A 12,233-nucleotide genomic window follows, 5' to 3' on the forward strand; every position below is an offset into this window, starting at 1 on the left:
AAGGAACGGATGATGAAAATAAAGCAAGTCAAGTTGCACAATGTCGGGCGTTTTGCGTCTTTGGATGCCCCCATCGCGCCAACGGCTGGTTATCCTTCCAATATCACGGTACTGGTCGGTAACAACGGCGCAGGAAAGACATCTATTCTAAAAGCAATGGCAACGTCGCTCGGTTGGTTAGTGGCACGAATACGCAGCGAAAAAGGCACCAGCGCCACTATCAGCGAAAACACCATCACTAACCGACAGCCTTCCGCCGCCATTGAGATTACGGTTCACGGTGGTGCACAGCATCCAGAGCCTGATGGGGAAAAAGAAGCGAGTTATAGCTGGACGCTAGCGAAGGCACGTAGCGGCCAAAAAGGGCAGCATGTCAGCCAGTTGAATGACCTCTCCGCACTGTCTGATCGTTACCGCACCGCGTTAACTGAAAATGATGAAAGCAGCCTGCCGCTAATCGCGTTTTATCCGGTTGAACGCAGCGTGCTGGATATTCCGCTGAAAATAAAAGGCAAGCACCGTTTCCAACAGTTGGATGGATACGATAATTCGCTCAATCAAGGCGTAGATTTTCGTCGATTTTTCGAATGGTTTCGGTTACGAGAAGATATTGAAAATGAGACGATACCATCCTTGACGGATACCATTTATAATATACTTAACAGCAACCCTGAACAATTTATTAGTCAAGCCCTTGATCCTGATGACAATAAAGATATCGATATTAAAGCAGAAGTAACGAAGCTAAAAAATGTACTATCCAAATTAAAACTATCTGAAAAATCTAATAAAGATCCACAGCTTGATGCTGTTCGACATGCCATTTACCACTTTATGTCAGGCTTTTCTAACCTAAGAGTTCGCCGTAAGCCTCGGTTGCATATGTCCGTCGATAAAAACGGTGAAACCTTCAACGTACTGCAACTTTCTCAGGGTGAAAAGTCGCTGATGGCATTGGTGGGGGATATAGCACGCCGTCTGGCAATGATGAACCCTGCATTAGATAACCCGCTGCATGGGCAAGGCGTTATTCTGATCGATGAAGTAGATATGCACCTGCACCCCTCGTGGCAACGCAGTATCATTGAACGGCTGACCACCACCTTCCCACACTGCCAGTTTATTTTGACCACCCACTCACCGCTGGTGATCAGCGACAGCAAAGATGTGTTGGTGTACTTATTGGATGACGGCAAGCTCACTGAGGTGCAATCCCAATATGGTCAGGATGCCAACAGCGTCTTACTGGATGTAATGGATACAGATATCCGCAATGCGCATATCGCCTTAAAATTTAACGATCTGTTGGATTTAATCCAGCGCAAGCAGTTAGCACAAGCCAAAACGCTGTTGAACCAACTGACAGAAGAGTTACCTGCCACTAATTTGGAGCTAACCAAAGCTCGCCTATTACTGCGCAAACAGGAGTTACGCGGTGAGAGAAATAACTAAAAGCGTTGAGCCTGCCTGTCTGACAGCCTGGAAACGTGCCAATCCTACTGGTCACTATGATGACCTGACACCAGCCGTTCGTCAGGACATCCGTGACGCCTGTACCAAAGAGCAATTTGGCCTGTGTGCCTACTGTTGTAAACCGATAAGTGGTGGTAGCCATGACACCATGAATGAACATGTTCAGGCTCGTAACTCCGCACCACAACTCAGCCTCGACTTCACCAACATCGTGGCGAGTTGCACCACGCCAAACCAGTGCGATGCAGCCCACGGTTCACAATATTTTTCACTCACGCCATTAATGACAGCGTGTGAAACAGAGTTGCAATTTATGATCAGCGGGCGCGTCACTAGCACCACATCTCGTGCACAAGAAACCATTCGGGTGCTTAATCTCGGTGATAATGAAACTCATAACAAAAAACTGATTGAAATACGCAAGCAGGCTATCAACACCCTATTATTGAGGGATGGAATTGATCCTGATGAAGGCTTGGAGGATGACGAGCTATTGCAATCCATCATTAACGATCTCTGTATACCTAAGGATGGCATGCTTGAACCCTACGCCCCCGTGTTGGTTAATATCTTGAGAGGGTGGCTGTCAGTGTAGAAACTCGCTTATTTCACCCATGCTCGTTACCCGCGACAATGTAATCCTTCTGCCTCATTACCTGAATGTGGCACTGGATAATGACGTGAGGCCATAACATGGCGGGAAGTGACCGAACGCCATACGGATTTAAACGGTCTACACGACGCCACGATTTACATTCAAGGTGTGAACAGCAATCCAATCCCCGCTTATTCAGGTTACAAACTTTATTGTCACCGAATCCCTTTTAGCAAATAGGCACTATAATAATCTCTATTCAGCACTCTCCTTTGATTCACGGAGAAAAGGACGTCTCTACATAGGCCTCTGCTGCCAGAAAGGAGATGTGGATGAGCCCTAGACGTAGTAAACCTAAAATCAACATATTGCAGTTGCTGGTTGCAGGCATGCTGCCACTGCTGCTTGGTTTATTGTTCACGTTTGTTGAGTCCAGATTAATGGTAAAGCGCGATCTGGAATCCACCGCGCAAATCGCAATGAATCATGCCGAGAATATTTCGACACAGGCATGGCAGATGGTGGATCGCCTCCAGCGCTTTCAGGGTCAGCCCTGCAACGTCATCGGCGATGAACTACAACGTCTCGGTTCGGTCTTTTCTTACTTTCGCGCAATCGGCGTTATCCATAATACCGACGTCTATTGCTCTTCAACGTTTGGCACCACGCTGACGCTACTAAGCCGCGTCATTCAACAGCCGCTACCGGAGACCTATTCTGAACGCTGGAGCCTGTCGATTGCCGGTTCAGATAACGTGAAAGAACGCCCGGCGCTGATCTTCGTCCAGATGCCTCCTACGGGTTACGGCGCTTATGCCATGGTCGATGCGCAATATCTGATCGATCTCATGACTGCAATTAGCAAGATTCGGGGCTATCAACTTATCCTACAAATGGATAACGGCCATCCGATTCAAACGGGTCCAACCATTACGCCGCACAGAAGCCTATTTTCTACCTCTGCGCTTGAAATCAAGTCGAGCCGCTTTCCAATTACCCTCAATGTTACCGCCCCCGCCACTCAGGAAATCACCAACTGGAAGCAGGCATTTTTCACGTTTCTGCCACTGGCCATTATTCTCTCTCTGCTTTTCACTACGGCAATGTGGTACTGGCAAAAACGTAAATTATTCTTCCGCGAAGAAATCCGTAGGGGTATCGCTAACGGCGAATTTTCCGTCTATTACCAGCCTATCTATGACACGGAATCACGAGCCTGCACTGGAGTAGAAACGCTACTGCGCTGGCGACGCAGCGACGGGCAGTGGATTAGACCCGATATATTTATTTCTGCCGCCGAAGCAGAAAGTATGATCATTCCCATCACACGGCATTTATTTGAGCTGGTAGCGTCAGATATCGCCAGTTGGCAGGTAAAACCGGGTTTCCATCTGGGGCTCAACGTTGCAGCAGAGCATTTGCATCACCCAAGTTTCGTATCAGACGTACACCGCTTCGCAGAGAAAGTCGCCGCTCATTCATTAAACATTACGCTGGAACTGACAGAACGTAACCTCATTAGCAACGGCCCTGAAATCATACAGCGCCTGCATCAACTGCGTGAAGATGGCTTTATGATTGCCATTGATGACTTCGGCACCGGCCACTGTTCACTTTCTTACCTGCAAAATTTTCCACTGGATTGCCTGAAAATAGACCAGGGATTTGTTGGCGCGGTTTCATCACCAGATGAAGAAGCCCCTATTCTTGATGCCATTATTACTTTGAGCCATCGCATCAAGCTTCAATCCGTAGCGGAAGGCGTGGAAACCGAGCAACAGCTCCTGTATTTACAACGGCGTGGCGTCAAATATATACAGGGATTCCTTTATGCCAAGCCAATGGACAATGAATTGTTGCTGGTCTGGCTTCACTATAATGGCAATAAATCGATTGAGAGCTTTATGAATAAAAACAAATAAGGAGAAAAGCAGTAATAACCGGCGGAAGCCTATCCACCGGCATTCAATAATAGGAAAATCAGAAACGGTAACCGACGCCAATATTAAAAGCGTCTACACGCGTTTCATAAATTTTCGTGCCCTCGTAGCCAATATCAATCGCCCAGTTTGCTACTGGTGTAATTTGAATACCGGCACCATAAGCAAAGCTGGATTTACTTTCACTACCCGACTCACGGACAGTACCTCCCTCTTCCCAACTTGATTTACCGCGGCCAATACCCGCCAACCCATAAACACTGACATAGTCGTTAAAACGGTAAGATGGACCAGCCATGAGTGAATAGTATTTCAGCTTATAAACATCACTGTTTGAATTCTGATAATACTCAGTTTGTTCCGCGCTCACATAAGTGAAAGAACCGATAATACCGAGCGCAGTATCGCCCTGATAATGGTATTTTGCCGTAATCCCTTTTGGATCTTTAAAGTCATCGACTTTCGCCTGAGCATAACCCAAAGACACTGTTTGTGTCGCCTGAGCAGCAGACATTCCCATGGTACAAGCAATCAAAGTGGAGAGTAGCAGTGTTGTTTTTTTCATGATCGAAACATCTTCCATATTTGAATAAAAAGCCGGTTTCAACAAAGCGAATATATAATTTTCGCAAATGTTTTCCGCACATAAAATTACATTTAAATACGAAGAGGTAAAGTCAGAATTATTTTTAAACAATCGGCTTGAAATTTATTTAAATCATTAAAAAACAAAAATATAGATATTACTCATGGTAATTAATGTGCGCCGTTTAACACTATTTTTGGGAACATTCTGAACTGAAGACCGAGGAAATATGGAAATTTTCGACGCCAAAGAATACTGAGGAAAAGCCCTACACTCATAAAGGAAAAATTTTCAAAGCGACTATTTTTAAACAAAAACGCGCTTAAAACGAGATTAATTTTGAACCGATAGTTTGAATAGACGATGATCGAAACAGGAGAAAAGTTGAGGATGACTTACTGAGGAGGAAAGGTGGTCGGCGAGAGAGGATTCGAACCTCCGACCCACTGGTCCCAAACCAGTTGCGCTACCAAGCTGCGCTACTCGCCGAATGCGGGCGCATATTACTGCTACCCCATTGAAGCGTCAATACCTTTTTAGCAAAAGGATTTCGGCTGCCGTTAAAGTGTCCATTCTTTGTATTTACAGCCTGAAACCGACGTCCTTGTCCGTGATTCATGTCAATTAGCGGGTTTCTGGCACCAGTTATTTTTAGGGTTAATACCGCCGTCAGGCGATGTGTATCCCACACATCCAAGAATCGTATCAAACAGCTCTTCATGGCGATGTGTTTTGCCAACGCGCTGCTGAGCCTTCAACTGCTCAAACGCATGCTGGTTATCGGGATCAGCCAGAAACTTATCCGATGTCCACACCATCATCGGTGAACGGAACTGTTCAGGCGGTGCCATCTGACGCGGCGTGCCATGCAAATGATAGTTATCATCGATGGATTCACCGTGATCGGAGGCATAAAACACAATCGCTTTCTTATCCCGCACCTGATCGATCACGCTATCAATAAAGCTATCGGTATAGAGCACGCTATTATCGAAAGCATTAATCAACTGCTCACGCGTACAAGAGGCATCAACACCCATACATTCTGGCTGATAGCGCGCATAGCTGCGGGGATAGCGCATGGAATACAGATAGTGGGAACCTTTGGTATGCAGCACAATCAGATGCTTACCTTTGGGGTAGCGTGCCAGTGATTCCTTGACCTCATCGACCAGCAACATATCCTGCACCGACTTGCCATCATTGTGTTTCTCTGACGCAATCATTTCACGGAAAGAGTAGTTATTCGCCTCAATACTATTGTAAAACCACACCTCACTCTGCATAGCAAACAGCTCAGAGGTAAAGCCCAGCTCTTTCAGTACGGCAAAGATGTTCTGCTCTTTCAGGGTTCGCTGCGGGTTGTCTTCCGTACCGCCTTCTCGCACAAACATACAGCGCATGGAAAGCTTGGTGGAGGTATCACACGACTGACCACGGAATGCGACCAGGTTTTTTTCTTTTGATAGCTTCGGCGTCGTATCTCGCTCGTAGCCCAACAGCCCCATATGATCCCAGCGGGTTGTTTCACCGATAATGAAAACAACGTAGGTGTCGTCAATGCCTTTCGGTGGGACATAGGTAAAATGCTGAGCCGGATCGAAAAGATTAGAAGAATCTTGGCTCTCGTCATACTTGGTGTATGCAAACAATCCTAATGCAGACAACCAGTTAGAAGGCAGATACGAGTGAGCCACCACGCCACCATAACTGGGCAAGTCCACATTCGATTCACGCTCGGACACTGACTGAACGTTATCCATATAGCGAAGCGGCATCCAAACCAGCGCAACAACGGCGATAAGAACCAGAAGAGGAATCAACCGCTTTCCCGGTGATTTAAGCTGTTCGATCAGCGTGTCACGTAGCGAGTTCTTCCAGATCAAAAACAGCGGCAGCGCACTTACCACCAGCATCCACAGGAAAAAACGAAAACCAATCACTTCTTTAGAAAGATCAATATCCGTAGTCATGACCGCTGCAACAATGCCATAGCCAATCACAACATTAAAAAACGTCATGTAATAGCTGGCAGCAACGGAGATCAAGACCAAGAGAGAAGCAATTATCCGATAAAAACGGCGTCCCCCGAGCGAAATAATCCTCATCAGGAAAAAGGTAAATAAGATACTCGCGGTCAATTCGACAAGAGCGGGAATGAACGTTGGAACCTGACTGCCAGCAGAGAGTGAAAAATAATCAAATCGGCGATAATACACTGAGATATTGAGAAAAAGACCAATATAAATTGCCAGGACAAACGATAATTTGGGTTGCGAAAAAGATGCTACAAACTTCATTATGACAAGTGCTCCAACAAACCTTTCTTATTATCTGAAGCTATACGACAACATCCGTATGCCCAAGTTCAACATAAATAATCAGACTCACAGGCATTTCTATATCGCAAAACAGCAAATAGGCGTAGACATTTAATTTGTAAATTTTACTTATGATTAAGTGGAGAGGACAGAAAAAATTTGTCCTTTTATGTGAATGAATCCACGAAAAAATAAAAGGTGCGATCCCAATCTGTTATGAAAAATCACCACCGCTTATCTATGTACGCCTTCACGACCTAATCGGGCAATTAATTCCACCACGATAGGCTGCTTCAGGAACGCCATAATCTCTTCCGCACGTCGCTCCCCAATACCGGAGAACTGTCGCCACTGTTGCGCTGTCCATTGCTGTAACGACAGCCACCCCACATTATCCAATGCACTACTGGCGGAACGAGGCACAGGAATACCCAGCGCAAGCAGCCAGCGGGATAGTGGCATCTGCCGTGCAGACTGCAAACTTGTATAAATATCTCGTGCCCGCTTATCACCCATACCATCGACCGCATTAAGCTGTGCCTCCGTCAGAGATAGCCATGACAGCACATCCTCCAGTAAATCATGCTGTATCAGGCGCAACCACATCCCTTCACGCATTCCCGCCAGATTTAAGCCGTGCTCTCCACTCAACCAGACTAAGCGCGCCAAAAATTGCTGCTGGCAAGCCATGCTATACCGAAAACAGCTAAGAGCATGGAAATCATGTTCATTAGGGGAAACGATGGCAGGCCGTTCAGTGCCACGCCATACCACATTATCCAGACGTGGAATCCCCTGCCCTGCCAGACTGACACTCACCCGATCGCCGGGCAACACATCCCACTGTTTCCAACGCGACAACGAGCCCACACTCACCCGACTGACCGATTTATCATCCAATTTCAAAGGATGAAGCTTCAGTACGACGGCGACTTTACCCGTCCGTCCGACAGAAAATGCCACATCAGCCACTTCCGCAACCTGATGAACAGGTGGGTATTTCCATGCGATCGCCCAGTCGGCTGATGTATTACGCCAATAGCGCCCCTGCGGCTCTTTAGTCTGGCGAATCACCACGCCATCCGTCACGAACGGCAGCGGACTGTGATACCAGTGATGACGCCATTTCTCCGCATCGGCGAATGACCCAATGGCATGGGTATAGTCCGCCGTCATCGCAAACCCCATTTCCTTCAATTTTTCCAGACGCTCGGGCATCGTCTTTGGGCCATCCGGCCATTCCCAGACAAACAGACCAATCTGCGACAACACGGGAGATGGCTGATGACGACGCATCTCACCTGCCACAACCGAGCGGGCATTAACACCGCCCTGGGTGCGCTGTTGATGATTGGTCATCTTCAGGAAAAGCTCCCCTTGTAATACCAATGAGGAAGGCACATCAGTTAATAAATGAGGAACTCCCGGAATCAGGCGCACTTTTTCCGTCCAGTCTTCGCCTTGCAGGCCGTTACCCCGGCTAACTGCAGACACGAGCCTACCGTGCTGATAGACCAACGTAACAGCCACACCATCAACTTTTGGTTGAATCCATACATCCTCACGCGATGCGATCCATTGCACCAGTTGTCGACGCTCGGACAATTTTTTCAGTCCCGTATGGGCAACGGGGTGGGGCTGCTTGCCATTATCGGGCAACCGAGCAGGAATAGCATTTTGAAGCTGAAAACAGCCTAACCACTGGTTTAACTGGTCCCGCAGTTGATCGTAAACGTCATCTTCTATCGGGCTTTTCCCTTCGGTGTAATACACGTCATCCCACTGTTCTAGCTGGTGACGCAATGCATCAATTTCCTTGCCGGAACGCGTGCTATCCCAATCGGGGCACACCGCAGCCATGGCAGGGAAATTGCTGATGCTCCCCATGACGATGATGATTAAAAATGTACGAATCCTGAGCCACATAACCCCTCCTGCCATCCATTAGCGAAGGGCCGCAGTACATAGCAACGGAGAGGAAAATACGAGGCAAAAAAAGGAGAAATGCTAAACGCGCCACAAGATGATTCATCGTTTGCAGCAGCGATAAAAAAGACGGGAACGCGCTTCGCAATCTAAAAAAGAAACGTTGGCAAAAAGTTTTCCCCATGCCATAACGAAAAAACAGTCAGCGGAGAATTTATCGCAGCGCGACTGATGACGTAGAGGCGTGTATAATGCGGAGAAATGCACATTTTTCTGCTGCATATCACCATTCACCACCGTAACCGTTAATAAAACTTCATTATGGCTCAAGGCACGTTATATATCGTTTCTGCTCCCAGTGGAGCTGGGAAATCCAGCCTGATTCAGGCGTTATTAAAAACTCAGCCGCTTTACGACACTCAGGTATCGATTTCGCATACCACGCGAGCGAAACGACCAGGAGAAAACCACGGCGAACACTATTTCTTCGTCGAAGTCGATGAATTTAAGCGTATGATTCAGGATAACGAGTTTCTGGAATACGCTGAAGTCTTTGGCAATTACTACGGTACATCCCGGCCGGCAATTGAGCAGGTATTAGCGACTGGCGTTGATGTTTTTCTGGATATTGATTGGCAAGGAGCCAAGCAAATCCGCGCCCAGATGCCGCACGCGCGCAGTATTTTCATTCTGCCGCCGTCAAAAGAAGAGTTGGCTCGCCGCCTGCGTGGCCGTGGACAAGACAGCGATGAAGTCATTGCCCGTCGTATGTCTCAGGCAGTGGCTGAAATGACGCACTACGGCGAGTATGATTACCTGATTGTGAATGATGATTTCGATCTGGCGCTGCTCGATCTAAAAACCATTATTCGCGCCGAACGTCTGCGTTTAAGCAGACAAAAGGTTCGGCATGATGCATTAATCACCAAACTATTGGCAGACTGACGCCTCTTTCAGTATGATGCGCAGTCATTTTATTTCCTGTGGAGTAGCACATTATGGCACGCGTAACTGTTCAAGACGCTGTAGAGAAAATTGGTAACCGTTTTGACCTGGTGTTGGTCGCTGCTCGTCGCGCCCGTCAAATCCAGACTGGCGGCAAAGATCCGCTGGTTCCTGAAGAAAACGATAAGTACACCGTGATCGCACTGCGTGAAATCGAAGAAGGTCTGATCAACAACCAGATTCTGGATGTTCGTGACCGTCAGGAACAGCAAGAGCAGGAAGCCGCAGAGATTCAGGCGGTTACCGCGATTGCTGAAGGCCGTCGTTAATCACACCACGAGTCGCCCTTGTACATTTTTGAAAGCCTTAATCTGCTGATTCAACGTTATCTGCCAGAAGATCAGATCAAACGTTTACAGCAGGCTTACTTAGTTGCACGTGATGCTCACGAGGGGCAGACTCGCTCCAGCGGTGAACCCTACATCACACACCCTGTTGCCGTCGCCTGTATTCTGGCGGAGATGCGTCTCGATTACGAAACGCTGATGGCAGCACTGCTGCATGATGTCATAGAAGACACCCCCGCCACCTATCAGGACATGGAACAGCTTTTTGGTAAAAGCGTTGCTGAACTGGTAGAGGGCGTGTCCAAGCTGGACAAGTTAAAGTTCCGCGATAAGAAAGAAGCGCAGGCTGAAAACTTTCGCAAAATGATCATGGCGATGGTGCAAGATATTCGCGTTATCCTGATCAAACTCGCAGACCGTACCCATAACATGCGCACGCTGGGCTCATTGCGCCCAGACAAGCGCCGCCGTATTGCCCGTGAAACGCTGGAAATCTATAGCCCGCTGGCACATCGACTGGGTATCCATCACCTCAAAACCGAGCTGGAAGAACTGGGTTTTGAGGCGCTGTATCCGAACCGTTATCGCGTCATTAAAGAGGTCGTCAAGGCCGCACGCGGTAACCGCAAGGAAATGATTCAAAAAATCCTGTCGGAAATCGAAGGGCGTTTGACCGAAGCCGGGATTGCCTGCCGCGTCAGCGGTCGCGAAAAACACCTGTATTCCATCTACTGCAAAATGCACCTGAAAGAGCAGCGCTTTCATTCCATCATGGATATCTACGCGTTTCGGGTCATCGTGAAAGAACTGGACACTTGCTATCGAGTGCTCGGTCAGGTTCACAGCCTGTATAAGCCCCGCCCAGGTCGGGTAAAAGACTACATTGCCATTCCTAAAGCTAACGGCTATCAGTCGCTTCACACGTCTCTGATTGGTCCGCACGGCGTGCCGGTCGAAGTACAAATTCGGACCGACGACATGGATCAAATGGCGGAAATGGGTGTTGCCGCGCACTGGGCCTATAAAGAAGGCGAAAGCAGCACTACCGCACAGGTACGCGCTCAACGCTGGATGCAAAGCCTGCTGGAACTCCAGCAAAGCGCCGGTAGCTCATTCGAATTTATCGAAAGCGTGAAGTCCGATCTCTTCCCTGACGAGATGTACGTCTTTACGCCGGAAGGCCGTATTGTGGAACTCCCCGCAGGCGCGACACCCGTCGATTTCGCCTACGCGGTACACACCGACATCGGGCATGCCTGCGTCGGCGCTCGCGTCGACCGCCAGCCTTACCCACTGTCACAGTCGCTCACCAGCGGCCAAACCGTTGAAATCATTACCGCGCCGGGTGCCAGACCAAACGCCGCATGGCTTAATTTCGTGGTGAGTTCCAGAGCACGCTCCAAAATTCGCCAGATGCTGAAAAACCTCAAGCGTGATGACTCCGTAAGCCTCGGTCGCCGTTTGCTGAACCACGCATTGGGCAACGGTCGCAAACTCTCCGACATCCCTGAAAAGTCGATTCAGCTTGAGCTTGAGCGCATGAAGCTCGCCACGCTGGACGATCTGATGGCGGAAATTGGTATGGGTAATGCAATGAGCGTCGTTGTGGCGAAAAATCTGCTGAACGAACAATCTGAACTGGGAACCACTGGGCTACGCAAGTTGCCGATCAAAGGCGCAGATGGCGTCATGCTCTCATTTGCCAAGTGCTGCCGCCCTATCCCCGGTGACCCGATTATTGCCCACATCAGCCCCGGTAAAGGGCTGGTTATTCACCATGAATCCTGTCGCAATATTCGCGGCTATCAGAAAGAACCTGAAAAATTCATGGCGGTAGAGTGGGATAAGGTGACGGAACAAGAGTTCATCGCCGAAATCAAAGTCGATATGTTCAACCATCAGGGCGCGCTGGCGAACCTGACGGCAGCGATCAACGCCGCGAACTCCAATATTCAGAGCATCAATACGGAAGAGAAGGACGGCCGCGTATACAGTGCCTTTATCCGTCTCACTACTCTCGATCGCGTTCATCTAGCCAATATTATGCGTAAAATCCGCGTGATGCCGGATGTCATCAAAGTTAACCGTAACCGAAATTAA

Annotated in this window: 9 protein-coding genes and 1 tRNA gene; 6 read left to right on the top strand and 4 right to left on the bottom strand. The window is 48.3% G+C overall.

Features of this window, described 5'->3' with window-relative positions; all coding sequences use genetic code 11:
* Nucleotides 1-12: 12 nt before the first annotated feature.
* The 3 genes from H0248_RS01515 to H0248_RS01525 all read left to right on the top strand — a co-directional run bounded on the left by H0248_RS01515 (nucleotide 13) and on the right by H0248_RS01525 (nucleotide 3,990).
* Nucleotides 13-1,452 carry an AAA family ATPase gene (locus tag H0248_RS01515; protein ID WP_180784434.1) on the top strand — a complete coding sequence of 480 codons (1,440 nt, stop codon included), beginning with the start codon at nucleotides 13-15 and terminating at the stop codon, nucleotides 1,450-1,452.
* The gene (locus H0248_RS01520) at nucleotides 1,436-2,068 is read left to right on the top strand and encodes a retron system putative HNH endonuclease (RefSeq protein WP_180784410.1); all 633 of its coding nucleotides are present in this window, start codon (nucleotides 1,436-1,438) and stop codon (nucleotides 2,066-2,068) included. The genes H0248_RS01515 and H0248_RS01520 overlap by 17 nt, the downstream gene beginning before the upstream one ends.
* 332 nt (nucleotides 2,069-2,400) lie before the next feature.
* The gene (locus tag H0248_RS01525) at nucleotides 2,401-3,990 is read left to right on the top strand and encodes an EAL domain-containing protein (RefSeq protein WP_180784411.1); all 1,590 of its coding nucleotides are present in this window, start codon (nucleotides 2,401-2,403) and stop codon (nucleotides 3,988-3,990) included.
* A 58-nt stretch (nucleotides 3,991-4,048) separates the two neighbouring features.
* On the opposite strand, the gene H0248_RS01530 is transcribed toward H0248_RS01525, so the two are convergent.
* The 4 genes from H0248_RS01530 to ligB all read right to left on the bottom strand — a co-directional run bounded on the left by H0248_RS01530 (nucleotide 4,049) and on the right by ligB (nucleotide 8,841).
* The gene (locus H0248_RS01530; RefSeq protein WP_180784412.1) at nucleotides 4,049-4,573 is read right to left on the bottom strand and encodes an Ail/Lom family outer membrane beta-barrel protein; all 525 of its coding nucleotides are present in this window, start codon (nucleotides 4,571-4,573) and stop codon (nucleotides 4,049-4,051) included.
* Nucleotides 4,574-5,006: 433 nt separating this feature from the next.
* A tRNA-Pro gene (locus H0248_RS01535) sits at nucleotides 5,007-5,083 on the bottom strand.
* A gap of 131 nt (nucleotides 5,084-5,214) precedes the next feature.
* Nucleotides 5,215-6,894, bottom strand: a complete 1,680-nt coding sequence (gene eptB / locus H0248_RS01540; protein WP_180784413.1) for a kdo(2)-lipid A phosphoethanolamine 7''-transferase — start codon at nucleotides 6,892-6,894, stop codon at nucleotides 5,215-5,217.
* Between the two features lie 255 nt (nucleotides 6,895-7,149).
* Nucleotides 7,150-8,841: an NAD-dependent DNA ligase LigB gene (gene ligB, locus H0248_RS01545; protein ID WP_180784414.1), complete on the bottom strand. Its 1,692-nt coding sequence runs from the start codon at nucleotides 8,839-8,841 to the stop codon at nucleotides 7,150-7,152.
* Nucleotides 8,842-9,162: 321 nt separating this feature from the next.
* On the opposite strand from ligB, the gene gmk reads away from it, so the two are divergent.
* Genes gmk through spoT form a run of 3 tightly spaced genes read left to right on the top strand, consistent with a single transcriptional unit; the run spans nucleotide 9,163 to nucleotide 12,233 of the window.
* The gene (gmk, locus tag H0248_RS01550) at nucleotides 9,163-9,786 is read left to right on the top strand and encodes a guanylate kinase (protein ID WP_180784415.1); all 624 of its coding nucleotides are present in this window, start codon (nucleotides 9,163-9,165) and stop codon (nucleotides 9,784-9,786) included.
* Nucleotides 9,787-9,839: 53 nt separating this feature from the next.
* Complete coding sequence (gene rpoZ / locus H0248_RS01555) at nucleotides 9,840-10,115, top strand: DNA-directed RNA polymerase subunit omega (protein WP_005968230.1); 276 nt, start codon at nucleotides 9,840-9,842, stop codon at nucleotides 10,113-10,115.
* Between the two features lie 18 nt (nucleotides 10,116-10,133).
* Nucleotides 10,134-12,233 carry a bifunctional GTP diphosphokinase/guanosine-3',5'-bis pyrophosphate 3'-pyrophosphohydrolase gene (gene spoT, locus H0248_RS01560; RefSeq protein WP_180784416.1) on the top strand — a complete coding sequence of 700 codons (2,100 nt, stop codon included), beginning with the start codon at nucleotides 10,134-10,136 and terminating at the stop codon, nucleotides 12,231-12,233.

Source organism: Pectobacterium brasiliense, from assembly GCF_013449685.1.
Classification (GTDB): Bacteria; Pseudomonadota; Gammaproteobacteria; order Enterobacterales; family Enterobacteriaceae; genus Pectobacterium; species Pectobacterium brasiliense_A.

Excerpts from the sequence above, each read along its gene's own strand:
- H0248_RS01515 (WP_180784434.1), top strand. The coding sequence starts at position 13 with ATGAAAATAAAGCAAGTCAAGTTGCACAATGTCGGGCGTTTTGCGTCT.
- H0248_RS01525 (WP_180784411.1), top strand. The coding sequence starts at position 2,401 with ATGAGCCCTAGACGTAGTAAACCTAAAATCAACATATTGCAGTTGCTG.
- H0248_RS01530 (WP_180784412.1), bottom strand. The coding sequence starts at position 4,573 with ATGAAAAAAACAACACTGCTACTCTCCACTTTGATTGCTTGTACCATG.
- eptB (WP_180784413.1), bottom strand. The coding sequence starts at position 6,894 with ATGAAGTTTGTAGCATCTTTTTCGCAACCCAAATTATCGTTTGTCCTG.
- ligB (WP_180784414.1), bottom strand. The coding sequence starts at position 8,841 with ATGTGGCTCAGGATTCGTACATTTTTAATCATCATCGTCATGGGGAGC.
- gmk (WP_180784415.1), top strand. The coding sequence starts at position 9,163 with ATGGCTCAAGGCACGTTATATATCGTTTCTGCTCCCAGTGGAGCTGGG.
- rpoZ (WP_005968230.1), top strand. The coding sequence starts at position 9,840 with ATGGCACGCGTAACTGTTCAAGACGCTGTAGAGAAAATTGGTAACCGT.